At 65.9% G+C, this 23,148-nt stretch carries 25 protein-coding genes; 12 read left to right on the top strand and 13 right to left on the bottom strand.

Annotation, left to right across the window (positions count from 1 at the left end; translation table 11 throughout):
• Nucleotides 1-4 precede the first annotated feature (4 nt).
• Nucleotides 5-1,084: an NAD-dependent epimerase/dehydratase family protein gene (locus AC5Y2L_RS14910; RefSeq protein WP_499935119.1), complete on the top strand. Its 1,080-nt coding sequence runs from the start codon at nucleotides 5-7 to the stop codon at nucleotides 1,082-1,084.
• Here the strand turns inward: AC5Y2L_RS14910 and AC5Y2L_RS14905 are convergent, their stop codons facing one another.
• From AC5Y2L_RS14905 to AC5Y2L_RS14885, 5 genes are all read right to left on the bottom strand, one after another.
• Nucleotides 1,085-1,549 carry a hypothetical protein gene (locus tag AC5Y2L_RS14905; protein ID WP_499935118.1) on the bottom strand — a complete coding sequence of 155 codons (465 nt, stop codon included), beginning with the start codon at nucleotides 1,547-1,549 and terminating at the stop codon, nucleotides 1,085-1,087.
• Nucleotides 1,550-1,644: 95 nt separating this feature from the next.
• Entirely contained in the window at nucleotides 1,645-2,100 is a 456-nt protein-coding gene (locus AC5Y2L_RS14900; protein ID WP_499935117.1) for a cupin domain-containing protein, read from the bottom strand.
• Nucleotides 2,101-2,177: 77 nt separating this feature from the next.
• Nucleotides 2,178-2,861, bottom strand: coding sequence for a haloacid dehalogenase type II (locus AC5Y2L_RS14895; protein ID WP_499935448.1), 684 nt, complete (start codon nucleotides 2,859-2,861; stop codon nucleotides 2,178-2,180).
• A 980-nt stretch (nucleotides 2,862-3,841) separates the two neighbouring features.
• On the bottom strand, nucleotides 3,842-4,639 hold the full coding sequence (locus tag AC5Y2L_RS14890) for a family 1 encapsulin nanocompartment shell protein (RefSeq protein WP_499935115.1): 798 nt from the start codon (nucleotides 4,637-4,639) through the stop codon (nucleotides 3,842-3,844).
• Complete coding sequence (locus AC5Y2L_RS14885) at nucleotides 4,636-5,655, bottom strand: Dyp-type peroxidase (RefSeq protein ID WP_499935114.1); 1,020 nt, start codon at nucleotides 5,653-5,655, stop codon at nucleotides 4,636-4,638. The genes AC5Y2L_RS14890 and AC5Y2L_RS14885 overlap by 4 nt, the downstream gene beginning before the upstream one ends.
• Before the next feature lie 110 nt (nucleotides 5,656-5,765).
• On the opposite strand from AC5Y2L_RS14885, the gene AC5Y2L_RS14880 reads away from it, so the two are divergent.
• Nucleotides 5,766-7,028, top strand: a complete 1,263-nt coding sequence (locus tag AC5Y2L_RS14880) for a M18 family aminopeptidase (protein WP_499935446.1) — start codon at nucleotides 5,766-5,768, stop codon at nucleotides 7,026-7,028.
• 4 nt (nucleotides 7,029-7,032) lie between these two features.
• Here AC5Y2L_RS14880 and AC5Y2L_RS14875 read toward each other — a convergent pair whose 3' ends face one another.
• Entirely contained in the window at nucleotides 7,033-7,674 is a 642-nt protein-coding gene (locus AC5Y2L_RS14875) for an acetyl-/succinyl-CoA transferase (RefSeq protein WP_499935113.1), read from the bottom strand.
• Nucleotides 7,675-7,745: 71 nt separating this feature from the next.
• Here AC5Y2L_RS14875 and AC5Y2L_RS14870 point away from each other — a divergent pair, with 71 nt between their 5' ends.
• The 6 genes from AC5Y2L_RS14870 (at nucleotide 7,746) to purM (ending at nucleotide 14,269) form a co-directional block, all read left to right on the top strand.
• Nucleotides 7,746-8,093 carry a VOC family protein gene (locus tag AC5Y2L_RS14870; RefSeq protein ID WP_499935112.1) on the top strand — a complete coding sequence of 116 codons (348 nt, stop codon included), beginning with the start codon at nucleotides 7,746-7,748 and terminating at the stop codon, nucleotides 8,091-8,093.
• Between the two features lie 69 nt (nucleotides 8,094-8,162).
• Complete coding sequence (gene purL / locus AC5Y2L_RS14865; RefSeq protein ID WP_499935110.1) at nucleotides 8,163-10,427, top strand: phosphoribosylformylglycinamidine synthase subunit PurL; 2,265 nt, start codon at nucleotides 8,163-8,165, stop codon at nucleotides 10,425-10,427.
• Nucleotides 10,424-11,053 (top strand): Rv0804 family intramembrane glutamic endopeptidase, encoded by a 630-nt coding sequence (locus AC5Y2L_RS14860; protein ID WP_499935444.1) that lies wholly within the window; start codon nucleotides 10,424-10,426, stop codon nucleotides 11,051-11,053. Before purL ends, AC5Y2L_RS14860 begins: the two co-directional genes overlap by 4 nt.
• Before the next feature lie 12 nt (nucleotides 11,054-11,065).
• Complete coding sequence (locus AC5Y2L_RS14855) at nucleotides 11,066-11,461, top strand: sterol carrier family protein (protein WP_499935109.1); 396 nt, start codon at nucleotides 11,066-11,068, stop codon at nucleotides 11,459-11,461.
• A 132-nt stretch (nucleotides 11,462-11,593) separates the two neighbouring features.
• Entirely contained in the window at nucleotides 11,594-13,120 is a 1,527-nt protein-coding gene (gene purF, locus AC5Y2L_RS14850; protein ID WP_499935107.1) for an amidophosphoribosyltransferase, read from the top strand.
• A 63-nt stretch (nucleotides 13,121-13,183) separates the two neighbouring features.
• A complete protein-coding gene (purM, locus tag AC5Y2L_RS14845; RefSeq protein WP_499935106.1) occupies nucleotides 13,184-14,269 on the top strand; it encodes a phosphoribosylformylglycinamidine cyclo-ligase in 1,086 nt (361 codons plus the stop codon).
• A 3-nt stretch (nucleotides 14,270-14,272) separates the two neighbouring features.
• Here purM and AC5Y2L_RS14840 read toward each other — a convergent pair whose 3' ends face one another.
• Complete coding sequence (locus AC5Y2L_RS14840; RefSeq protein ID WP_499935105.1) at nucleotides 14,273-14,458, bottom strand: DUF3073 domain-containing protein; 186 nt, start codon at nucleotides 14,456-14,458, stop codon at nucleotides 14,273-14,275.
• A 148-nt stretch (nucleotides 14,459-14,606) separates the two neighbouring features.
• Nucleotides 14,607-15,689 carry a CAF17-like 4Fe-4S cluster assembly/insertion protein YgfZ gene (ygfZ, locus tag AC5Y2L_RS14835; protein WP_499935104.1) on the bottom strand — a complete coding sequence of 361 codons (1,083 nt, stop codon included), beginning with the start codon at nucleotides 15,687-15,689 and terminating at the stop codon, nucleotides 14,607-14,609.
• A 57-nt stretch (nucleotides 15,690-15,746) separates the two neighbouring features.
• On the opposite strand from ygfZ, the gene AC5Y2L_RS14830 reads away from it, so the two are divergent.
• A complete protein-coding gene (locus tag AC5Y2L_RS14830) occupies nucleotides 15,747-16,625 on the top strand; it encodes an aminodeoxychorismate lyase (RefSeq protein WP_499935102.1) in 879 nt (292 codons plus the stop codon).
• Nucleotides 16,626-16,873: 248 nt separating this feature from the next.
• Here AC5Y2L_RS14830 and AC5Y2L_RS14825 read toward each other — a convergent pair whose 3' ends face one another.
• The 5 genes from AC5Y2L_RS14825 to lmeA all read right to left on the bottom strand — a co-directional run bounded on the left by AC5Y2L_RS14825 (nucleotide 16,874) and on the right by lmeA (nucleotide 20,019).
• Nucleotides 16,874-17,539 (bottom strand): heme-binding beta-barrel domain-containing protein, encoded by a 666-nt coding sequence (locus AC5Y2L_RS14825; RefSeq protein WP_499935101.1) that lies wholly within the window; start codon nucleotides 17,537-17,539, stop codon nucleotides 16,874-16,876.
• Between the two features lie 138 nt (nucleotides 17,540-17,677).
• Complete coding sequence (locus AC5Y2L_RS14820; RefSeq protein ID WP_499935100.1) at nucleotides 17,678-17,980, bottom strand: DUF1416 domain-containing protein; 303 nt, start codon at nucleotides 17,978-17,980, stop codon at nucleotides 17,678-17,680.
• Nucleotide 17,981: 1 nt separating this feature from the next.
• A complete protein-coding gene (locus AC5Y2L_RS14815) occupies nucleotides 17,982-18,815 on the bottom strand; it encodes a sulfurtransferase (protein ID WP_499935098.1) in 834 nt (277 codons plus the stop codon).
• 238 nt (nucleotides 18,816-19,053) lie between these two features.
• Nucleotides 19,054-19,143 (bottom strand): Ms5788A family Cys-rich leader peptide, encoded by a 90-nt coding sequence (locus AC5Y2L_RS14810; protein ID WP_499935097.1) that lies wholly within the window; start codon nucleotides 19,141-19,143, stop codon nucleotides 19,054-19,056.
• Nucleotides 19,144-19,212: 69 nt separating this feature from the next.
• Nucleotides 19,213-20,019 carry a mannan chain length control protein LmeA gene (gene lmeA, locus AC5Y2L_RS14805; RefSeq protein WP_499935096.1) on the bottom strand — a complete coding sequence of 269 codons (807 nt, stop codon included), beginning with the start codon at nucleotides 20,017-20,019 and terminating at the stop codon, nucleotides 19,213-19,215.
• A gap of 165 nt (nucleotides 20,020-20,184) precedes the next feature.
• Here lmeA and AC5Y2L_RS14800 point away from each other — a divergent pair, with 165 nt between their 5' ends.
• The 3 genes from AC5Y2L_RS14800 (at nucleotide 20,185) to pstS (ending at nucleotide 23,104) form a co-directional block, all read left to right on the top strand.
• Entirely contained in the window at nucleotides 20,185-20,952 is a 768-nt protein-coding gene (locus AC5Y2L_RS14800) for a winged helix-turn-helix transcriptional regulator (protein ID WP_499935094.1), read from the top strand.
• Nucleotides 20,949-21,872 (top strand): mycothiol synthase, encoded by a 924-nt coding sequence (gene mshD, locus AC5Y2L_RS14795; RefSeq protein ID WP_499935092.1) that lies wholly within the window; start codon nucleotides 20,949-20,951, stop codon nucleotides 21,870-21,872. The genes AC5Y2L_RS14800 and mshD overlap by 4 nt, the downstream gene beginning before the upstream one ends.
• Before the next feature lie 131 nt (nucleotides 21,873-22,003).
• Entirely contained in the window at nucleotides 22,004-23,104 is a 1,101-nt protein-coding gene (gene pstS / locus AC5Y2L_RS14790) for a phosphate ABC transporter substrate-binding protein PstS (RefSeq protein ID WP_499935443.1), read from the top strand.
• The last annotated feature ends 44 nt before the right edge of the window (nucleotides 23,105-23,148 follow it).

The following is a 23,148-nucleotide window of genomic DNA, read 5'->3' as shown; positions in this document are numbered from 1 at the left end:
ACAGATGACCGAGAAGATTCTTGTGACGGGCGGGTTCGGTCTGGTCGGGTCGCAGACTGTGCGCCGGCTTGCTGCGGATGGCCACCAGGTGATCGCCTCTGACCTTGGTACCGAGCGGCAGCGGGCGGCGCCTCTGCCCGACGGCGTCGAGGCACGCTGGGCCGACCTGACCAATCCTGGTGAAGTAGACCGCCTGCTGGCCGACACCGCGCCGACGGTCATCATCCACCTGGCCGCTGTGATACCCCCGGTGATCTATCGCCAGCCCGACCTGGCGCGCAGGGTGAACGTCGACGCCACCGCGGCGTTGCTGCGTGCGGCAGCGGCACGCCCGCGGCCGCCACGCTTCATCCTCGCGTCGAGCAACGCCGTGCACGGTTCCCGCAACCCGCATCGGCACCATGAGCTGTTGCGCGACGACACCCCGGTGCGGCCGTCGGATCTGTACGGTGCCCACAAGGCCGAAGCCGAAGAACATGTCCGGTCCTCCGGTCTGCAGTGGGTGATTTTGCGTCTGGGTGGGGTGATGACGGTCGATCCCGCTGCCATGCCGCTTAGTCTCGATGCGCTGTACTTCGAGAGCGCGCTGCCGACCGATGGGCGCATGCACAGTGTTGATGTCCGCGATGTCGCGGCCGCGTTCGCCGCTGCGACGACGGCCGATGTGGTCGGCGAGATCCTGTTGATCGGCGGCGACGAGACGCATTTGTTGCGGCAGGGAGAGGTCGGTAAGGCGCTGGCCGCCGCCAGGGGTCTGGTCGACGTGTTGCCCGAGGGCAGGCCGGGTGACCCCGACAGCGACGACGATTGGTTCGTCACCGACTGGATGGACACCACGCGCGCGCAGCAAGCCTTGTCGTTTCAGCGTCACTCCTGGCCGGACATGCTCGACGAGATGCGCGCCGCCACCGGCTGGCGCCGCTATCCGATGCAGTTGGTGGCTCCGCTTGCCCGCGCCGTGCTCAAGCGTCGTGCCGCGTACCGCAATGCACCAGGACGCTACGCCGATCCTTGGGCCGCCATCGGGTCCCGGATGGGCGACCCGCGCCCAGACGTCAGGCAGAAGCGTCTGGCGGTCGTGTGACTAGCCGGCGTCGCGCAGCAACGGCTGCTGCGTCTCGCTGATGGGCGCGAGCTCGCTGAAGAACTCGATTGCTGCAGCGATTGTGCGATTCACGTAAGCCGCGAAATCCTCGAAGGGAATGCGATCTTTGATCCGCCGGGCGCTGGTCGCGTAGACACCGACGCGCAGCGGGTCGGAAGAGCCGTGCACGACGGCCGTGACTTCGGGGTTCTGCTGGTTCCACGCATCGGTGAGTTGTGCCAGTCGGGTGTCGGCGGCAGCCGGGAAGAAATGGGCGGGCGCGATGCGAATGGTGAACACGTCGGAGTGCCAACGGGAGATCCCGAGGTGCACATACAGGCGCTCGGGATGGGCGTTGGCGATGAAGAAGTATTCGCCGTCGTGCTGGCCGGAAAAGTACCGGCGCCCGCGCTGACGCACGTAGCGTTCGATCAGGTCGGCGAGCGGGGGCTGTGGCTCGTTCATGCGAGCTATGGTGCGGCTTCTGCCTTGATGAATCCTTGGAGCCGAGCTGGCTCGGACCGAAGAATCTGTTGAGAAGTTGCTGAGTGACCGGGCCGCTATAGCGGATACAGCTCCGGCAGATTGACCACGATCGCTTCTTGGGTGCTGCGCGCGATCACCACCTCCGCCGGGTTGTCCGGGTCGGGATTCTCTTCACGGTGGGGTAGATACGGCGGGACGAAGATGTAATCTCCGGGCTGTGCCGAGATCCGAACTTCGCCGCTGCCGTCGTGAAAGACGAACTGCGGATTGCCGCTTCGTACATATATGGCCGTCTCCGACTCGCCGTGATGATGATTGGCCGACGCCGTCTCGGGCGCGACGTGTGTCTCGCCCATCCAGAGCTTCTCTGCGCCAACGGAGCGACCACTCAGCGCGGCGAAACGTCGCAGACCCTCGGTTTGCGCGGTGTCGGAGCTGATTTCCGACGCCTTGATGTGGTGGACGCGATTGCGTGCCGCTTGGCGGTTGGCGTCGTCGAAGTCAGGATGGAATCCGTCCGAGGTTGCCATTGGTCCTCCTCTCCGGTGAGACGCAAAATCGCCCGAAAAGCGCCTTACTGGGGGATTTTGCGTCGGCTCGTCGGTGTTCATTGTGGCCTCATGAGTTTCCCGGCGAGGTCGCGCAGATCGGTTGCCACCAGTGTCGGTTGCGGCAGGGCATCGACCGGCAGCGGCGCATTGCTGGGCCGGGTGATCAGCGCAGAGCTGAAGCCGATAGCTTGCGCCCCGAGGGTGTCCCACGCGTGCGCGGCCACCATCATGCAATCAGTGGGCGCGACATCGAGGACCTGACATGCATATCGATATACAACTGGCGCGGGCTTGAAGGCGTGGCATGCATCCACGCTCAGCTGTTGCTCGAAATAGCCTGCCAGCCCGGCGTTCTCGAGCACCGTCGGCACGCCAGGACGGCGCGGCGAATTTGTCAGCGTGGCTAGGCGAAAGCCGTTGTCGCGCAACGCTGTGAGCCCATCGACGACGTCGGGATGTGCCGGCATGGTGCGCATCAGCTCGCCCAGCTGAAATAAGTGGTTGTCGGTGATTTCCGCCTCGTGGATCGAGCCCAACATGTGCAACACACCTTGGCCGAGCGTGAAGAAGTCCACATAGTGTTCGGCCAGGGTGGCGGTCATCGAGTACGTGATCAGCTGGCCGAACCATTCCCGCAGCACGCGTTCATCACCGAATAGCTCCTCGAAAAGCGGTGCTATCCAATAGATGTCGACGAGCGTCTCGTTCACGTCGAATAACAGCACCGAGGGGGCTCGCACGGTGTCCACCGGCGTGGCTACTCGTGAGCGTTCCGCGGCTCGGGGATATCCGGCCGCAAGTATGCGATCAGACATAGGCAGATCAATACCATTCCTATCGCCGGCCATTTGAGGGCCACGAGTGCGGCAGTCAGAAAGACCCCGACGGTGATGAACGATCTCATCCGAAACAATCTATGTCTCCGAACAAGAGAGACTAGAAGACGGCCGCGACACAGCCTACCTTTGCGGGTTCTGAGTCCTGCCAGGATTCGGAAACGATGGGTTAGTGTAAGCCGGTGTCTGTGGCTCACCGCCGGGATTAGGATTCACCACTGGTGGTGGTCCAGACTCTGGCTCTTCCGGTGGAGCCGGGGGTCCCCGATGTTCAGGCGGGGGCGGCTTCGGCACCAAATAGTTCTTCCACGCGCCCGGTGGATTCGGCGCAGGGCCAATAGTGTTATCCGGCCAGCGCCATGAACAACTACCGCTAGCACCCCCGAAATCCCCTGCGGGAAGGGTTAACCCAAAACCCATAAAACTTCCACCGATGGGCCCGTTTCCGGCTGGACCACCCAGGTTCCATCCGCCGTATTCGCAGTGCCAATGGGTGCTGTTCTCTTCGATAGGAAAATCGCAGTAGTACGTCGAAGCCCCCGCCTCGAAAGTACTTCCGCCGACACCGGGATAGTCGCACACACCGGGGCCTGGAACGTTGCCCCCCGGCGCGCCCGAGGCCACGGGGGAATCGAGGATTACCCACGACGTAACCCCCAGTGCCACAAGTAATATAATTCCCCTGCTCAACGACTCTTTCACTGTAAATGCTTTCTGACTTCGCAAAGACAGCGTGTCTTCCAGCGGCGGACCGCCATCAAAGTTCTACACCGTCCGAGACAATCCCGCAGTGGATTTAGGATTTGTCGTTTCGACATCCCGCCAGCGGGGAACTGCTGACCACCTCAGCCGCCCCGCAAAGCGATCAGGTGTTAGACCGCTAGTTACGAACCGAGCGCGACCGAAGCTTCCGCCGTGTAGCACAGGAAGGTCAGCGTCTCCTGCATGTAAAGATCGACGGTTTCCGCGTCGTGGCTGGTGTAACCGATCGCGACGTCGGTGCCCAATTGCAAGTCGAAATCACCACCGCGAGTGGTCAACACGAACGCGCCGTCGATCGCGGGCGCCCAGATGATGTCCCCGTCGACCAGCCGGTTCAGGTGCTCACGGATCGGATATCCGTGTGCGGTGGTCTCGCTGACCTTTGTGTAGACGTCGGCGGACAGCAGTACCGAGTAGGGGCCGTCGACGCCGGCCAGACGGAGCTCGGACAGCGCTTGCGAGATGACGTCAGGCATATCTTTCGGATCTTCGGGCAGGGTCAGCTTGGGGTTGGAGCTGGAGCTGCGGATGCCCTCGATCGACGCGGCGCTGTAGCCCTCGAAGATGGTGCGGTCCTCCACGAACGCCAGCTTCTTGGCGGCCTTCTTGACGGGATCCCAGTCGGCGTCTTGCGCACCACGCTCGACGTCGTCGATCTCGTTGCGCGACAAGGTGAACGGGACCCGGAGCCGGACCAGGGGCTTGCTGGCCCGCAGGTGCGCCACCACACCGTGGGTGGGTGCCTGCACGTCGATCAACCGCCCGGTGCCGACCGCCGCGGTCACGGGCCCGCCGGGACCGCTCACGTCAACCACCCGCCGCCCAGCGATGTGGCGTTTGAAGGTGCGGGTCGCCTCCTCTTCGATTTCGGCCCAGGCTGCTTCGGTGACCGGTGCCAGATCGCGATAGAGGTTGTTCATCGGGAGGTTCCTTTCAGGCTGCCGATCGAGAGTGAGCCGTCCGCGGAATCGGACGCGGCTGTCGTTGTGGGCGAGGGTGATTGGGGCAGGGGTGGTGGATCGTCGAGGAAGTCGACGGTCGGGGAGAAGAACAGGCCGCCGGTCAGCGCGGTGGAGAAATCCAGAATGCGGTCGGTGTTTCCCGGCGGATCACCGAGGAACATGTTGCTCAGCATCCGCTCGGTTACCCGCGGCGTGCGCGAATAGCCGATGTAGTAAGTGCCGAATTCGCCGGTTCCGAGCTCGCCAAATGGCATGTTGTGCCGCACAATCTTCAGCTCGGTGCCGTCGTCGTCGGTGATCACGTTGAGCGCCAGATGCGAGTTGGCGGGCTTTACGTCATCGTCCATCTCGATGTCTTCGAGTTTGCTCCGGCCGAACGCGCGTTCTTGCTCGGTGACCGACAACGATTCCCAGGACGCCATGTCGTGCACATACTTCTGCACGTGCACATAGCACGAGCCCGCGAAGTCGGGATCTTCGTCGCCGATCGTGGTGGCGCTGACGGCAATTGGGCCGTCGGGGTTCTCGGTTCCGTCGACGAAACCAAGCAGGTCGCGATTGTCGAAGTAGCGGAAACCGTGCACCTCGTCGACAACGGTCACCGCACCGGCCATCGCCTTGAGGATGCGGCCGGCCAGCTCGAAACAGACGTCCAGGGACTCCGCGCGGATGTGCAACAAGATGTCGCCGGGCGTGGCCGGAGCGGTGTGCCGCGGTCCGGTCAGCGCGATGAACGGGTGTAGCTCGGCGGGTCGTGGACCGGAGAACAGCCGGTCCCAGGCATCAGAACCGATCGAGAGGATCGCTGACAAGTGCTTGGTCGGGTCGCGGAAGCCGATTGCGCGGACCAGACCGGATACGTCGCCCAATGCGTCGTGCACGGTCGCCTCGCCGCCTTCGTCGATCGTGAGCACAAGGAAGATCGCGGCAGGCGTCAAAGGCGCGAGGATGGGTTGCGGCTGAACCGGAGGCACTCTGCAGACCCTAGCGTGGCGACGGCGAGCGCCGGAAGCGGCGCGAGTAAGCGGGCATGCGCCAGACCCAGCGTGGACCAGGCCAGGCCCCGGCAGCGATGATGTTGGACATGTCGGCCAGCGCCGCAGGTCTCTGCGAGTTCATCGACGCCTCCCCGTCGCCGTTCCATGCCTGTGCCACGGTCGCGGCCCGTCTCGAAAAGGCCGGCTACACCGAACTCGACGAGGCCGACCGCTGGCCGGACCAGCCGGGTCGATACTTCACCGTCCGCGCCGGGTCGCTGGTGGCCTGGAACAGCGAGCGTCCAGACGGCGCGTTTCGGATCGTCGGGGCACATACCGACAGCCCGAACCTGCGGGTGAAGCAGCATCCGGATCGGCTGGTCGCAGGCTGGCGGGTGGTGGCATTGCAGCCGTACGGAGGAGCGTGGCTCAACTCCTGGCTGGACCGCGATCTGGGCATCAGCGGACGGCTATCCGTACGGGATGGTGCTGGCGTAGCTCACCGGCTGCTCCGGATCGACGATCCGATACTGCGGGTGCCGCAGCTGGCCATCCATCTGGCCGAGGACCGCAAGTCGCTGACGTTGGACCCGCAGCGGCACGTCAACGCGGTGTGGGGCGTGGGCGCCGAAAACGAGTCCTTCCTCGGTTATGTCGCCGAGCGCACCGGCGTGGCTGCCGCCGACGTGCTGGCCGCCGATTTGATGACGCACGATCTGACGCCGTCGCGGGTGGTCGGCGCCGACGCCAGCCTGCTGAGCGCACCGCGGCTGGACAACCTGGCCAGTTGCTACGCGGGGCTGGAGGCCCTGCTGGACGCCGAGCCGCGCGCTGAACTGCCGGTGCTCGCGCTGTTCGACCATGAGGAGGTCGGCTCGTCCTCGGACCACGGCGCGCAGTCGGACCTGTTGGGCACCGTCCTGGAACGTATCGTGCTGGCCGCCGGCGGCTCTCGGGAAGATTTTCTGCGACGGGTTCCGGCTTCGCTGCTGGCCTCGGCGGACATGGCGCACGCGACGCATCCCAACTACCCGGAGCGGCATGAGCCTGGCCACCTGATCGAGGTCAACGCGGGGCCGGTGCTGAAGGTGCATCCGAACCTTCGGTATGCGACCGATGGACGCACGGCGGCCGCGTTCGAGTTGGCGTGTCGGCAAGCCGGTGTTCCGTTGCAGCGCTACGAACATCGCGCCGATTTGCCCTGCGGAACGACGATCGGCCCGTTGGCGTCGGCCCGCACCGGCATCCCGACCGTCGACGTCGGCGCTCCCCAGCTGGCCATGCACTCCGCGCGTGAGCTGATGGGCGCACACGATGTGGCCGCCTACTCGGCTGCGATGCGCGCGTTCCTCGCACCCGAAATTGCGTGATTCGTTAGTCCAGGCCGAATAGTGGCCGACATCTGTCGAACCCGTGTACCTGTACATTGGGCGCGGGGTTTCGCTGCCAGTCGTCGCGGGTCAGCCGGAACCGGATTACCTCAGCCATCGTGCCGTCGCGTACCAGCCGTTCGATGCCGTTCTCTTGGTAACCCATGCGACGGGACACCGCGATCGAGGCCGGATTGTCGACGAACGACTCTGAGGTCGCCACTTCCGCACCCAACGCTGTGAACACGAAATAGAGTGCAGCCGAACGCATCTCGTTTCCATACCCATGACCTTGATAGGGCAGTCCCAGCCAGGAGCCGGACTTTACCGCACGGGTGATGGGGAAGTCCTTGGCAATCAGCGCCTGAACTCCTACCGCCATCCCGTCGATGACGACGGCCAGCGGCAAGTTCCAATCGTGCGGCTGGAATCCGGCCAGCGTCCGCCACAGATACGAAAGGGTGTTGAAGGGCAATTCCTCGCGCGGCGCAAGCGTCCATTGCCGCGGGAAAGGGCGCTGGTCCGGCGCATGGACTCCGCCGAGCGCGGTGTCGATCAGCTGATCCATCAGCTCTTCGGTCGGCAGCCGCAATTGCAGACGCGGGGTGGTGATGCGCAGATCGAACAGTGGCCAGTGACGCGACATCGCCCCATTATCGAGACCGTGCACACTCGCGGCCATCGGATTCTGTCGGTGCACTGACCTACCATCCGGTTATGGCACTCAAGGTGGAGATGATCACGTTCGACAGCACTGACCCTGCGAAGCTGGCCGGCTGGTGGGCCGAACAGTTCGACGGCGAGACCCGCGAGTTGATTCCTGGTGAATTCATCGCGGTGATGCGCCCGGAAGGGCCGCGTATCGGATTTCAGAAGGTGGCCGATCCAACACCGGGGAAAAACCGCGTGCACCTGGATTTCGGTGCCGATGATGTGGATGCCGAAGTGTCGCGACTGACCGGGGCTGGCGCCAGCGAGGTCGACCGGCACAGCATCGGTGACAACTTCCGTTGGGTGGTGCTGGCCGACCCGGAAGGCAACCAGTTCTGCGTGGCCGGGCAGTAGCGCGCCCACGTCGAAGGCCCGACTTAGACTGTCGGGCGTGACGAGCGCGTGGCACCTAGGTGCACCCAGGTGATTGACACCGTCGAGCACGCCGCAGCCACTCCGGATCACCCCCAGCCGTTTCACGAGCTGGGCCTCAAGGACGACGAATACCAGCGCATCCGCGAGATCCTGGGCCGTCGGCCCACCGACACGGAGCTGGCCATGTACTCGGTGATGTGGAGTGAACACTGCTCTTACAAGTCGTCGAAGGTTCACCTGCGCTACTTCGGTGAGACCACCACCGACGAGATGCGCGCCGGCATGTTGGCCGGCATCGGTGAGAACGCCGGCGTCGTCGACATCGGCGACGGCTGGGCCGTCACGTTCAAGGTGGAGTCGCACAACCACCCCTCTTACGTCGAGCCCTACCAAGGTGCGGCCACCGGCGTCGGCGGCATCGTCCGCGACATCATGGCCATGGGCGCGCGGCCGGTCGCAGTGATGGACCAGCTTCGGTTCGGCGCCGCCGACGCCCCCGATACCCGTCGGGTGCTCGACGGCGTGGTCCGCGGCATCGGCGGCTACGGCAATTCGTTGGGCTTGCCCAACATCGGCGGCGAGACGGTTTTCGACGCGTGTTATGCGGGCAATCCGTTGGTCAACGCGCTGTGTGTCGGCGTATTGCGCCAGGAGGATCTGCATTTGGCGTTCGCCTCGGGCCCCGGAAACAAGATCATCCTGTTCGGCGCGCGCACCGGACTGGATGGCATAGGCGGGGTGTCGGTGCTGGCGTCGGACACCTTTGACAGCGAGGGGTCCCGTAAGAAGCTGCCCTCGGTGCAAGTCGGCGACCCGTTCATGGAGAAGGTGCTCATCGAGTGCTGCCTGGAGCTCTATGCGGACGGCCTGGTGATCGGCATCCAGGACCTGGGTGGCGCCGGATTATCTTGCGCCACATCCGAATTGGCGTCTGCCGGAGACGGCGGTATGGCCATTCAACTCGACACCGTCCCACTACGGGCCAAGGAGATGACGCCCGCCGAGGTGCTCTGCAGCGAATCGCAGGAACGCATGTGTGCGGTGGTCGCACCCGAGAACGTGGATGCGTTTTTGGCCGTATGCCGCAAATGGGAGGTGCTGGCCACCGTGATCGGTGAGGTCACCGACGGCGACCGGTTACGGATCACCTGGCACGACGAGACGGTTGTCGACGTGCCTCCGCGCACGGTGGCTCACGAAGGCCCGGTGTACCAGCGTCCGGTTGCCCGTCCCGAATCGCAGGACGCGTTGAACTCCGACTCTTCGAAATCGCTGCCCCGGCCGGTCAGCGGCGACGAGCTGCGTGCGACTTTGCTTGCGCTGCTGGGCAGTCCGCATTTGTGCAGCCGCGCGTTCATCACCGAGCAGTACGACCGGTACGTGCGCGGTAACACCGTGCTGGCCGAGCACGCCGACGGCGGCATGCTGCGCGTCGACGAGGCCACCGGGCGGGGGATCACCCTGTCGACCGACGCGTCGGGACGCTACACCTTGCTGGATCCCTACGCCGGTGCACAGCTTGCGCTGGCCGAGGCCTACCGCAACGTCGCCGTCACCGGCGCAACCCCGGTGGCGGTTACCAACTGCCTCAACTTCGGTTCGCCCGAAGACCCCGGCGTGATGTGGCAGTTCGCGCAGGCGGTACGCGGCCTCGCGGATGGTTGTGCGGCCCTTGGGATTCCGGTGACCGGCGGTAACGTCAGCTTCTACAACCAAACCGGGTCAACTGCCATCCAACCCACTCCGGTAGTCGGCGTGCTCGGCGTCATCGACAACGTCGAACGGCGCATCCCGACGGCGTTCGGCAGCGAGCCCGGAGAAACCCTCATGCTGTTGGGCGACACGCGCGACGAATTCGACGGCTCCGTCTGGGCACAGGTCACCGCCGACCACCTCGGTGGTCTGCCCCCCGCCGTCGACCTGCAACGAGAGAAGTTGCTGGCCGATGTGCTGAACTCGGCGTCGCGCGACGGGCTGGTGTCGGCGGCGCACGATCTGTCCGAGGGCGGCCTGGCCCAAGCCATCGTGGAATCGGCGCTGGCAGGTGAAACCGGTTGCCGCATAGTACTTCCCGAGGACGCAGATCCGTTCGTGATGCTCTTTTCCGAATCCGCGGGCCGAGTGCTGGTCGCCGTCCCGCGCACCGAAGAGAGCCGCTTCCGGTCGATGTGCGAGGCGCGCGGGCTGCCTGCCGTCCGCATCGGCGTCGTCGATCAGGCGTCGGACGAGCTTGAGGTCCAAGGACTGTTCACGGTGTCCCTGGCGGAACTGCGTGCGACGTCCGAGGCGGTGTTGCCGCGATTCTTCGGATAAGTCGGGTTCGCGCAATCTCTTTGGCCGCCGCGCTGGTTGGCTGGAGCTTCGTCGGGCCACGGCTTCCGGAGTCGTGGCGGGTGGTGCTGCAGGCCGGGCTCGGTGGACTGCTGGTAGTGGCGACCCGGGCGCCGTTGGGCTTGGCCGGACCGCGGCTGTGGGCGGGGGCGCGCCTCGGGTCAGCGGCCGGTGCGCTCGCGGCGACCGCAATCGCGGCGAGCACCGCGGTGCCCGTCGTTCGGCTGTCGATGACCGCGCGTGACCGGCCCGGATCGGCCCGAATCTGGCTGGGGTGGTCGATTCCCGTCGGCACAGTCTGGGCCGAGGAGGCCGCATTCCGCGCGGCACTTGCGACTGTGGCCGCGAGAGGTTTCGGCGCGTCGACCGGAAGGTCGTTGCAGGCCATCGCTTTTGGTCTGTCCCACATCGCCGACGCCCGCGCAACCGGAGCACCGGTGCTGCCTACCGTCCTGGTCACCGGTACCGCGGGCTGGGTGTTCGGTTGGCTGGCCGAGCGCTCCGGCAGCCTCGCCGCTCCCATGCTGGTGCACTTGGCTATCAACGAAGCCGGCGCGGTGGCCGCTGTGGCGGTGCAGCGGCGGCATGCGCACCAGGTCAAGCCCTAGGCTTCGTCAGCTATGGCTGCCCGAGATCGCGTCGACCCGAGTAAAGCTCGCCAGGCTGTGCTGGCCATAGCGGAGTGGTTACACGACGAGACTCGCCCGGCGCCCGAGCGGGATGCGCTGGCGACCGCGGTTCGGCTCACCGCCCGCACCCTCGCAGCGCTGGCGCCTGGCGCCAGCGTGGAGGTCAGAGTTCCGCCGTTCGTCGCGGTGCAGTGCATACCCGGCCCCCGGCACACTCGGGGGACACCGCCCAACGTCGTCGAAACCGACCCACGGACCTGGCTGCTGCTGGCCACCGGATTGTCATCGCCGGCAACGGCCAAGGCCGCCGGAGCGCTCACCCTTTCCGGCTCACGGGCCGGTGAAATCGAACGCTGGCTGCCGCTGTTCGACGTCGGCGAAACATAACCCTGAACTGCAGGTTTAGGGTGAAAGAGCCAATATTTGGGCGCCCAACACGCGTGCCTGATTCGGCAGTGGGCCGGTGGTGGCCGTAGACTCCGTTACGTCACTAACCGCGCCCCAGGGAGCCGCCAAGCCGTGACCGTCCCGCAACCCGAGCAAGACCTGAACTCGCCTCGCGAAGAATGTGGTGTATTCGGGGTCTGGGCCCCAGGTGAAGAAGTCGCCAAACTCACCTACTACGGCCTGTACGCGTTGCAGCATCGTGGTCAAGAGGCCGCGGGGATCGCCGTCGCCGACGGCTCGCAGGTGCTGGTCTTCAAAGACCTCGGACTGGTCAGCCAGGTGTTCGACGAGCAGACCTTGGCCGCCATGGAAGGCCATGTCGCCATCGGGCACTGCCGCTACTCGACCACCGGCGACACCACCTGGGAAAACGCCCAGCCTGTGTTCCGCAACACCGCGGCCGGAACGGGTGTTGCATTGGGGCACAACGGGAACCTGGTCAACACCGCCGAGCTCGCTGCACGCGCCCGCGACGCGGGGCTGATCGCGAGGCGCTGCCCCGCCCCGGCGACGACGGACTCGGACATCCTGGGCGCATTGCTGGCCCACGGTGCGGCCGACTCCACGCTGGAGCAAGCGGCGCTGGAATTGCTTCCTACCGTGCGCGGCGCGTTCTGTTTGACGTTCATGGATGAAAACACGCTGTACGCCTGCCGGGACCCGCACGGGGTGCGGCCGCTGTCGCTGGGACGGCTGGACCGCGGTTGGGTGGTGGCCTCCGAAACGGCGGCGCTCGACATCGTCGGCGCCTCGTTCGTTCGTGACATCGAGCCGGGCGAGCTGTTGGCGATCGACGCCGACGGTGTGCGGTCCACCCGTTTTGCCAACCCGACACCCAAGGGCTGCATCTTCGAATACGTGTATCTGGCCCGTCCCGACAGCACGCTGGCGGGCCGCTCGGTGCACGCTGCCCGCCTGGAGATCGGCCGCCGACTCGCCCGCGAATGCCCGGTCGACGCCGACCTGGTGATCGGCGTGCCGGAATCGGGCACTCCCGCCGCGGTCGGATATGCGCAAGAAGCCGGCATTCCCTACGGGCAAGGCCTGATGAAGAATGCCTACGTCGGCCGCACTTTCATCCAGCCGTCCCAGACCATCCGCCAACTCGGTATCCGGCTCAAGCTCAACCCGCTGCGTGAGGTGATCCGCGGCAAGCGGCTCATCGTCGTCGACGACTCGATCGTGCGCGGGAACACCCAGCGCGCGCTGGTGCGGATGCTGCGGGAAGCCGGTGCCGTCGAAGTCCATGTACGCATCGCCTCACCGCCGGTGAAGTGGCCTTGCTTCTACGGCATCGACTTCCCGTCGCCGGCTGAGCTGATCGCCAACGCCGTCGAGGACAAGGGCGAGATGCTCGAAGCGGTACGCCATGCCATCAACGCGGACACGTTGGGCTACATCTCCCTGCGTGGCCTGATCGCCGCCAGCGAGCAACCCGCCTCGCGGCTATGCTGCGCCTGCTTCGACGGCACCTATCCCATCGAGCTGCCCAGTGAGACCGCGTTGGGTAAGAACGTCATCGAGCACATGCTGGCCAACGCGGCGCGGGGCGCCGGAATGGACGACCTGGCGCCCGAGGACGTGCCGGTCAGTCGCTGAACTATTGGCGCTGAAACTGGTTTGCTCCCGGCAGATGCGTGCCGCCCGGTAGCCTTTATCGCGATGACGGATCCCGCAAAAAGCTCCGCAAGAGGTCAGGGCATCACCTACGCGTCGGCGGGGGTGGACATCGAGGCCGGTGACCGCGCCGTCGAGTTGTTCAAGCCCCTGGCGGGAAAGGCGACCAGACCCGAAGTGCGCGGCGGGCTGGGCGGATTCGCCGGGCTGTTCGCGCTGCGCGGTGACTACCGCGAACCGGTACTGGCGGCTTCCACCGACGGGGTCGGCACCAAGATCGCCGTGGCGCAGGCGATGGACAAGCACGACACCGTGGGCCTCGACCTGGTCGCGATGGTGGTCGACGACCTGGTGGTCTGCGGCGCCGAGCCGCTGTTCCTGCAGGACTACATCGCAGTTGGCCGAACCGTGCCGGAACGATTGAGCGCGATAGTCAGTGGTATCGCCGAAGGGTGCGTGCGTGCGGGCTGCGCCCTGCTGGGGGGCGAGACGGCCGAGCACCCGGGGCTGATGGAACCCGATCACTACGACATCTCGGCCACCGGGGTGGGCGTGGTCGAGGCCGACGACGTACTAGGGCCCGACCGCGTCAAACCCGGCGACGTGATCATCGCGATGGGCTCTTCGGGATTGCATTCCAACGGATATTCGCTGGCCCGCTCGGTGCTGCTGGAGATCGACCGGATGAACCTGGCCGGTTACGTCGAGGAGTTCGGTCGCACCCTGGGCGAGGAGTTGCTGGAACCCACCCGCATCTATGCCAAAGACTGCCTGGCGTTGGCCGCCGAAACCCATGTCCGCACCTTCTGCCACGTCACCGGCGGTGGAGTGGCCGGCAACCTGCAACGCGTCGTCCCGCACGGACTGGTCGCCGAGATCGACCGCGGCACCTGGACGCCCGCCCCGGTATTCGCGATGATCGCTCAGCGCGGACGGGTCACGCGCGAGGAGATGGAGAAGACGTTCAACATGGGCGTCGGAATGATCGCCGTCGTCGCACCCGACGACACCGACCGCGCGTTGGCGATCCTGACCGCTCGGCACCTGGACTGCTGGGTGCTGGGCACCGTGGCCAAAGGTGGAAAAGAAGGCCCTCGGGCCAAGCTGGTGGGACAGCATCCACGATTCTGAAGGTTAGCGGCGCCAGTCCTGCTCGTCGTCCCAGGCGTCGTCCGGACCGTCGCCATCCAGATCGTTGGAGTCGTCGGCACCCGTTCCGGACAGCTCGCGCTGGAGCCGTTGGAAGTCGGTCTGCGGGGAGCTGTACTTAAGTTCTCGAGCAACCTTGGTCTGCTTTGCCTTAGCCCGGCCGCGGCCCATGGGGGAACCCCCTCGCGCAATAACGGAGCGGCCTAACGAGTAGGCGGCTCCGATCTCTGGTGTCGTTATTGTCCTGCCGACAGTTTACCGTGCCTCGCGGGTGGTCGTCGGTGGCCCCTGTCCGCCGTGTGGCGGAACTCGTGGTCAATCATCGCTTACCACCCCGCAACCGCTCAACAGCCAGTCGGCCCGCGCCGACCGTGTCGGCGGGCGGCAGTGACTCGGTGTCGATCGCCGCCGCAACGCCCGCGTCTGGCCCGGTTCGCAACTCCGTGTCGGCGGGCAGTCCGCGCTTGACCAGGGCTAATGCCACCGGTCCCAGATCCACGTGGTCGACCACGGTGCCGAGCCGCCCGACGGCCCGACCGCCGGCCAGCACCGGATTCCCCGTGGACGGCCGTTCCACCGAGCCGTCGAGGTGGAGCAATACCAGCATCCGAGGAGGTTTGCCCAGGTTATGGACTCGCGCCACGGTCTCTTGCCCTCGGTAGCAGCCCTTGTCCAGGTGGACGGCCGCACCGATCCAACCGACTTCGTGGGGAATGGTGCGTTCGTCGGTGTCGACGCCCAGGCGCGGGCGCAGCGCGGCCACCCGATGCGCTTCGTAGGCCCACACGCCCGCGGGGCGGATGCCCGCCCGTGCCAAGCGTTGCTGCCAGGCGGCGGACTGGCCACGCGCCACGAGCAGATCCAGCTCGATCTGGTCGGCCGGGCTCGCGGGCATCCGGCGCACGAAGCCACCGTCGGGCAACGCAACGGCACCCGCTTCGCTCGGCAGCTCGTCGAGGCCCAGCGCCTCGAGCACGCTCGGGTCGGCCAACCGCGGTCCCAGCAGCGACAGCACCGCCATGTCCGCGGTATCCGGCGTGACCTCAGACCAGAACACCATCTTGCGCAGGTAGGCCAGCAACGGATCGCCCCGCCACGGCTCGGTGTCGAGATAGGTGACGCCGCCCAGCTCGGTCTGGATCCAGTGATCCTCGACTCGCCCTTGGCCGTCCAGGCTGAGGTTTTGCGTGCTGGCGCCGTCGGGCAGGTCGCTGACATGTTGCGTCGAGATGTTGTGTAGCCAAGTCTGCCGGTCACCGCCGGTCAGGGTGAGCACCGCGCGGTGTGAGCGATCCACCAGCACGGCGTCTGTTTCTGCCGCGCGCTGCTCGCCCAACGGATCGCCGTAGTGCCAGATTGCGCCGGCGTCGGGTCCGGAATCGGGTGCTGGGACTGCATTCACACAGCAACTCTACGGTGCTGTGCCCGGCATTGCCGTTCGCGGTTAGGCTGATCCTCTATGGCCGGTAACACGGGCGTTGTTGTCACGCTCGAGGGCGAGATCGTTGCTCCCGGAACGCCGTTGTTGTCTGCCGACGACCTGGCAGTCGTGCGGGGTGACGGTGTGTTCGAGACGCTGCTGGTGCGCGACGGCCGGGCCTGTCTGATCGAACCCCATCTGCAGCGGCTGACCCAATCGGCCAGGTTGATGGATCTGCCGGACCCGGATCTGCCGCAGTGGCGGCGCGCCATCGACACGGCGACCCAGCGATGGACGGCAAGCACCGCAGACGAGGGCGCGTTGCGGCTGATCTACAGCCGTGGCCGGGAGAGTGGCTCAGCGTCGACTGCCTACGTGATGGTCACCGCGCTCCCGGAGCGGGTGGCCGCCGTGCGGCGCAACGGAGTGTCAGCGGTGACGCTGGATCGTGGCCTACCGGCGATCGGCGCCGACGCAATGCCGTGGCTGCTGGCAGGCGCCAAGACGCTGTCCTACGCGGTGAACATGGCCGCCTTGCGGCATGCCGCCCGACGGGGTGCCGGCGACGTCATCTTCGTCAGTTCGGACGGATACGTCCTGGAAGGGCCGCGCTCGACGGTCGTGATCGCCACCACTGAAGGCGATACCCCGTGCCTGTTTACACCGCCCCCGTGGTATCCGATCCTGCGCGGCACCACACAGCAGGCGCTCTTCGAGGTGGCCCGGGCCAAGGGGTACGACTGTGACTACCGTGGCCTCAAGAAAGCGGATCTCCTTGCCGCGCAGGGCATCTGGCTGATATCGAGCATGACCCTGGCCGCCCGTGTGCACACCCTCGACGGCCGGCTTTTGCCGCCCTCCCCGATGGCCGCCGAATTCAGCGAACTGATCGATGCCGCGATCATCAGCGACCGCTGAGGCCGCGAATCCTGTTGAGCCCACGCGAGCGAACAGGTACGGTCGGCCGTACACAAGGAAGGAGGTGGTCCGCGAAATTGTTAGCTTCATGGACATGTGAGGTGGCTGCGCGCTAGCAGCACTGGCTCGGAGAAGCTAGCGGCCAACGCGCGCTGGCGAATTCCCCGCAGCCACCCGGCCCCCGAGCTTCCGGTCTTGTCCAACCAGGAGCTTTGCTCGGGGGTCGCTCCATGTCTGGACGGGCCGCATCATCCGACGAACCGGGACAGCCGCGCCGACAGATGCGGCACCAGTCCGCCGTCGGCGTCGACGCGCTCCTCGACGTAGGCCAGGTCGCCGCCTTCGACGATGCCGTACAGCCGCTTGGCGCCACCCACCAGCACGCCGGACCGACTGCGCGCCAGCGCATCGGTGACCAACTCCCACGACGACTGAGTACGCGGCCGCCCGTAGAACAACTCGACGTAACCGGCGGAATGGGCGAGCAGCAGCTCGATCGCCTGCGACTCGCTCGGGTCATCGGGGTCGACGACAAACCGCCAGAATCCCGTCTCGCGAAGACCCGGTTCCTGATACTCACCGGCGTCATCAAGCCGCCACGACCGGGACTCCCAATTCAGGTAGTCGCCGCCGTCGTGGGACACCACGATCTGCTGGCCAAACCGATAGTCGCCGTCCGGAGCGCGGCCCTCGCCTTCGCCGCGCCATACGCCGACCAACGGCAGCAGCGCCAGCAGCGCGTTACTCAGATTGGCGCCCTCGCGCAGATTGGCGGTGTCGGCCGGTAGTGGCAGATCGTCGAAGGCTGGGATGTTGCGGGCAGCGGTCGCCTTGGCGCGCTCGGCGGCGGCCTGAACCGCATCACTGGTGACCGCGGGACCAACCGGCTCGACGGGGCCCTCGTCGGAGGTCACGACTCGTCGGTGATCAGCCGGTACAGCGTGTACAGCGCGAACCACGTGATGACGAGGGTCGCCACCACCAGCATGATCTCGAAGAAGAGCACCACGGGGACGAGTCTATTCGTCCGCAGTGACTCGCGTGGCAGCCCGTCAGGCGATCTTGACGTCCACCTCGTGGATGCCGGCACCGGAAGGCGACACCACAGCATCGCCGTTGCCGACGGCCGACAACGCCCGCAGGGTCCAGGATCCAGGGGCGGCGAAAAACCGGAAGTCACCGGTCGCCGACGCGACCACCTCGGCGGTGAACTCGTCAGAGGAGTCCAGCAGGCGCACGAACGCCCCGCCCACGGCCTGGCCGTCGCGATCCACGACGCGTCCGGTGATCACGGTTTCCTTCTCCAGGTCGACGCTGGCCGGCAGCGTCAGTCCTTGCTTGGGTCCAGAGCACATATCAGCTTCCCAACTCGATCGGGGCGCCCACCAGGGAGCCGTATTCCGTCCAACTGCCGTCGTAGTTCTTGACATTCCGGTGCCCGAGTAATTCCTGCAGCACGAACCAGGTGTGCGAGGATCGCTCGCCGATTCGGCAATACGCAATCGTCTCTTTGGTGCCGTCCAGGCCGGCGTCGGCGTAGATCTTGGCCAGCTCCTCGTCCGACTTGAAGGTGCCGTCCTCGTTGGCGGCCTTGCTCCACGGCACGTTGATAGCTCCCGGGATGTGTCCTGGCCGCTGGCTCTGTTCCTGCGGCAGGTGAGCGGGCGCCAGTATCTTGCCGGAAAACTCGTCGGGCGACCGTACGTCAACCAGGTTCTTGACGTTGATGGCCGCGATGACCTCGTCGCGGAACGCCCGGATGGAGTTGTCCGGGGCCGCCGCAGTGTAGGAGGTCGCGGGTCTGCTGACCGGGTCGGTGGACAGGGGGCGGCCGTCGAGCTCCCACTTCTTGCGGCCCCCGTCGAGCAGCTTGACCTTCTCGTGCCCGTACAGCTTGAAATACCAGTACGCGTAGGCCGCGAACCAGTTGTTGTTGCCGCCGTAAAGGATCACGGTGTCGTCGTTGGAGATGCCGCGGTCAGACAACAGCTTGGAGAACTGCTCTGCGTCGACGAAGTCGCGCTTGACCGGGTCCTGCAAGTCGGCGCGCCAGTCCAGCTTGACCGCGCCGGCGATGTGGCCGCCGTCGTAGGCGCTGGTGTCTTCGTCCACTTCGACGAAGACGACGTCGGCGGCGTCAAGATTGCTCTCAGCCCAGTCGGCAGAGACCAGGACGTCGGAGCGTGCCATGGTAGATGTTCCTTTCGATTTCTTTCCTAAGCCTGGTGGGGCGGGATGGGCTCGTGCAGCCGTGCGACAGGGGATGGAACTGCCGGCGGGGCGATCAGCGCGGCTGGGGTGTTATTGCTCGATACGGTGCTACTCCTAGGTACTCCTGTGGCACGACGATTCGGGGACGCAAGGGGAGACGGGGCCGCGGGTAGGACTCCGGGGCTGCTCCGAGCGCGACGCTTTGGGGCGCGGCTACTCAGCAGCTACAGCAACAACAACATCCCGCGATGCGGCACAGATCGACTGCGCGACGCCTGGTGAGCAGGGGCTCGATGCGGGATGACACGACGGACAGCTTACCCAATCACATAGTGATGAAGCCAACAGCGGTACCACGGCGGACGGGCGCCGTTATTCAGGACTGCTTGAACCCTTCCAGCGTGACTGTCACACCCCGCGTGATGCCCTCGATGATGACGTCGGAGCCACGCGCCCCCACCGTGGTCGGGGGGACTGCAAACGGCAGCCGTTGGTCGGGCAGCCGGGCGTCGAATGCATGGAGTACGGCGTCTCGCTTGTCGTCCGGAACGGCTTGGTCGGCGGTGTTGGGTCCGGTCAGAACACCGGTTGGGGTGAACACCAATGTGGACGGGTCGTCGGGGGCGATGGACAGATCCACTGAGACGCTGACCCGATGATCGAAGTGGGCGGACTTGGGCGTGCCGCTGAAAACCAGCCCGTGGTTGCCGGAGATCCCCGACTCGGTGGTGCCGCCAGTGGCGTCGTTCGTCTCCTGCGGGGGAGCCTCGACCATCAGGTCACTGATGCCCAGGTAGCGGCCCAGATGCGTCGAGCTGATGATGATGCGGCTCTCCAGCTTGCCGACCGGAAGCCTCGATTCCGGCCTGATCAGCCATGACGAGTCGGTCAGGTCGATCGAGTGCATCGTGGCTTCCAGGGTGGCCTTGCCGACCTGAGCGTGATCGACGGCGTTGGCCTTGATCTCCAGTTCGTTGTAGTGGCGGCGCATCGCCTGGGGGATGAACGGAAACGCCAGGATGGCGACGAACGGGTCAGACCCCAGGTTGGCCGCCTTGCGCACGCTGGATGACAGGCGGTATTCGGCGTAAATGCTCGCCCCGTAGTCGACGGCGATGGCACCCCCGACGACGACCGCCAGGACAACCGCCACCGCAGTCACAGCGACCACTATCCTGCGCATTCGGATATTGTGGCTCACCCGCCCTGCCGCCCGCTGCGCGAGCGCGCGGCCGCATCGTCGTAGGGCGAAACACCAGGTGGCAAGTTATCGTTAGATGACCTGGCCACTACGGCCGCATGACGTGCACCCGGGAGATTCCTTCCCCACAAGCGCTGGAGGGGCTCGTTGGAGTTACTGCTGTTGACTTCGGAGCTGCATCCTGACCCGGTGCTGCCGGCGTTGTCGCTGCTCCCTCACGCGGTGCGGACGGCGCCGCCGGAGCCGTCGTCGTTGCTGGAGGCGGGGAGCGCGGACGCGGTGATCGTCGACGCGCGCCAGGACCTGTCGGCCGGACGTGGCCTGTGCAGGCTGCTGAGCACGGCCGGCCGATCGGTCGCGGTTCTAGCCGTCGTAAGCGAAGGCGGTTTGGTCGCGGTCAGCACCGACTGGGGCCTCGACGACATCCTGCTGCCCAACACCGGCCCGGCCGAGATCGACGCCAGGCTGCGGCTGGTGATCGGCCGGCGTGGGGGGCTTGCCGACCAGGAAAGCGCGGGCAAGGTCACGCTCGGGGAGCTGGTGATCGACGAAGGCACCTACACCGCACGGCTGCGTGGTCGTCCGCTTGACCTCACCTACAAAGAGTTCGAACTGTTGAAGTACCTGGCACAACATGCCGGGCGGGTGTTCACTCGCGCGCAGTTGCTGCATGAGGTCTGGGGGTATGACTTCTTCGGCGGCACCCGGACCGTCGACGTACATGTGCGTCGACTGCGCGCCAAATTGGGCGCCGAACACGAGGCCCTGATCGGCACGGTACGCAACGTCGGGTACAAGGCGGTCCGGCCTGCGCGCGGGCGTGCGCCGATCACGCAGTCCGACGACGACGCTGACGCCGGGCCCGAGCGAGACGGTATCGAAGAGCCGCTGGTCGACCCGTTGCACACTCAGTGACCGAACTTGAGTGGCGCTTCGCACTGACCGCTGACGAGCAACAACGAGTCCGTGAACTCGTCAGCGCGGCAACGGAATTCGATGAGGTTGCGCCGGTGGGCGAACAAGTGCTGCGCGAACTCGGCCAGGACCGCACCGCGCACCTGATCGCCGGAGCGGGCCAGACGATCAGCGGCTACCTCAACCTCAGCCCGGCACGCGACGGCGAGGCCGCGATGGCCGAGATGGTGGTGCACCCGCAGGCCCGTCGCCGCGGCATCGGCATCGCGATGGCACGCGCGGCACTGGCCAGAACCTCCGGGCGCAACCACTTCTGGGCACACGGCACGCTGGAGCCGGCCCGCGCGACCGCCTCGGCGCTGGGTCTGCACAAGGTCCGCGAACTGGTTCAGATGCGCCGCTCGCTGACCGATACGCCCGAACCGGCGATACCGGCCGGACTGCGGGTGCGCACCTATGCCGGAACCGCCGACGATGCCGAGCTGCTGCGGGTCAACAACGCCGCCTTCGCATACCACCCGGAGCAGGGCGGTTGGACCGTTGAGCAGCTCGAGGAACGTCGTCACGAACCATGGTTCGACCCGAAGGGCCTGTTTCTGGCGTTCGACGCAAGCGGCGATCCGCACCGGCTGCTCGGCTTTCACTGGACCAAGATCCACGCCGATCACCCGGGGCTGGGCGAGGTCTACGTGCTGGGTGTCGACCCGTCGGCGCAGAGCCGCGGCCTGGGAAAGGTACTGACCTCGATCGGCCTCGCCTCGCTGGCGCAGCGGTTGTCCGGGTTTCCCGACCCCACCGTCATGCTCTACGTGGAGTCGGACAACGTTGCGGCGCTGCGCACCTACCAGCGCCTGGGCTTCACCACCTACAGCGTCGATACCGCCTATGCGGCCCAAGCCATCCCTGCGACCGCTGGATAAGCCCTCGCCGCACGCATACTTTGGGTCGAGTTGGCAACGTGCTCTCCGGGTCCTCTCCGGCAGACGGCCACCGGCGCATGCCAATAGCGAGACGAAAGCGAGGTTTGGTGAGAGTCGACACGGTCCGCCGGATGCTGGCGCCGGCGGTCATCACCAGCGTCGTCGTTGCAGCATCGTTGACTGGCTGCAGCAGCGACGGCAACCGCCGCAGCGCGTCGACGGCCGCCAACTCGGGACACACCACCTCGGTCGACTGTGGCGGCAAAAGTGCGCTCTCCGCCGAGGGCTCGAGCGCTCAGCTGAAGGCGATCGAGTTGTTCAACCAGGCCTGGGCGCAGCTGTGCCCGGGCAAGAAGGTGTCCTACACGGCAAGTGCGTCGGGTTCGGGCCGTGAGCAGTTCATCGCCGGTCATGTCGATTTCGCGGGGGCGGACTCGCCGTTGGTCTCGGCGCAGATTGCGCCGGCGGCCAAGCGCTGTAACGGGCATCCGGCATGGGATCTGCCGCTGCTGTTCGGTCCGGTCGCCTTGGTCTACAACCTGCCCGGCGTTACGACTCTGGTCGTCAACGGCGACGCGCTGGCCAAGATCTTCAGCGGCATGATCACCAGCTGGAACGATCCGACACTGGTGGCGCTCAACCGCGGCGTTCCCCTGCCCGACGGCAGGATCACGCCGATCTATCGGACGGATCCGTCCGGAACCACTGACAACTTGCAGAGGTATTTGACCGTCGCCGCACCACAGAGCTGGACCCACGGGGTCGGCACCAAATTTCAGGGCGGCGCCGGCCAAGGGGCCGCCGGCCCGGAAGGCGTGATCCAGGCGGTCCGATCCACGCCGGGCGCGATCGGGTATGTGCAGAAGGGCTTTGCCGATCAGGCCGGCCTGCCGTACGCCCAGATCGACAATGGCCGCGGAGCGGTTCCGCTCACCAACGACACGGCCCGCAACGGCGCGAATGCCGCCAAGTTCGTCGCCTCCGGCAATGATCTGGTGCTCGATCTGTACGCGGTCTACGGCATCCACGAGCCGAACGCCTACCCATTTGTCCTCGCCACTTACCAGATTGTCTGCTCGGGCGGATACGACGCGGACACCGCGGTGGCGGTCAAATCCTTCCTCACCGCGGCTGCCAACGACGGTCAGAGCGGCCTTTCCTCGCACGGCTACGTTCCGCTGCCCGATAAGGTCAAGGAGCGTCTGATTACCGCGATCAACGCAATGCAATGAGCAAACGATGCTGCGCGGTGTCGTCAACCGGAGGAGCCGAGGCG

The organism is Mycobacterium sp. NGS66, from assembly GCF_059812225.1.
This window is presented reverse-complemented; position numbering and strand designations above follow the sequence as displayed.

What these genes read in the sequence shown, in the direction of transcription:
- AC5Y2L_RS14910 (WP_499935119.1), top strand. Translation starts at nt 5, where the DNA reads ATGACCGAGAAGATTCTTGTGACGGGCGGGTTCGGTCTGGTCGGGTCG.
- AC5Y2L_RS14905 (WP_499935118.1), bottom strand. Translation starts at nt 1,549, where the DNA reads ATGAACGAGCCACAGCCCCCGCTCGCCGACCTGATCGAACGCTACGTG.
- AC5Y2L_RS14900 (WP_499935117.1), bottom strand. Translation starts at nt 2,100, where the DNA reads ATGGCAACCTCGGACGGATTCCATCCTGACTTCGACGACGCCAACCGC.
- AC5Y2L_RS14890 (WP_499935115.1), bottom strand. Translation starts at nt 4,639, where the DNA reads ATGAACAACCTCTATCGCGATCTGGCACCGGTCACCGAAGCAGCCTGG.
- AC5Y2L_RS14880 (WP_499935446.1), top strand. Translation starts at nt 5,766, where the DNA reads ATGTCGGCCAGCGCCGCAGGTCTCTGCGAGTTCATCGACGCCTCCCCG.
- AC5Y2L_RS14875 (WP_499935113.1), bottom strand. Translation starts at nt 7,674, where the DNA reads ATGTCGCGTCACTGGCCACTGTTCGATCTGCGCATCACCACCCCGCGT.
- AC5Y2L_RS14870 (WP_499935112.1), top strand. Translation starts at nt 7,746, where the DNA reads ATGGCACTCAAGGTGGAGATGATCACGTTCGACAGCACTGACCCTGCG.
- AC5Y2L_RS14855 (WP_499935109.1), top strand. Translation starts at nt 11,066, where the DNA reads ATGGCTGCCCGAGATCGCGTCGACCCGAGTAAAGCTCGCCAGGCTGTG.
- purM (WP_499935106.1), top strand. Translation starts at nt 13,184, where the DNA reads ATGACGGATCCCGCAAAAAGCTCCGCAAGAGGTCAGGGCATCACCTAC.
- AC5Y2L_RS14840 (WP_499935105.1), bottom strand. Translation starts at nt 14,458, where the DNA reads ATGGGCCGCGGCCGGGCTAAGGCAAAGCAGACCAAGGTTGCTCGAGAA.
- AC5Y2L_RS14830 (WP_499935102.1), top strand. Translation starts at nt 15,747, where the DNA reads ATGGCCGGTAACACGGGCGTTGTTGTCACGCTCGAGGGCGAGATCGTT.
- AC5Y2L_RS14820 (WP_499935100.1), bottom strand. Translation starts at nt 17,980, where the DNA reads ATGTGCTCTGGACCCAAGCAAGGACTGACGCTGCCGGCCAGCGTCGAC.
- AC5Y2L_RS14815 (WP_499935098.1), bottom strand. Translation starts at nt 18,815, where the DNA reads ATGGCACGCTCCGACGTCCTGGTCTCTGCCGACTGGGCTGAGAGCAAT.
- lmeA (WP_499935096.1), bottom strand. Translation starts at nt 20,019, where the DNA reads ATGCGCAGGATAGTGGTCGCTGTGACTGCGGTGGCGGTTGTCCTGGCG.
- pstS (WP_499935443.1), top strand. Translation starts at nt 22,004, where the DNA reads ATGCTGGCGCCGGCGGTCATCACCAGCGTCGTCGTTGCAGCATCGTTG.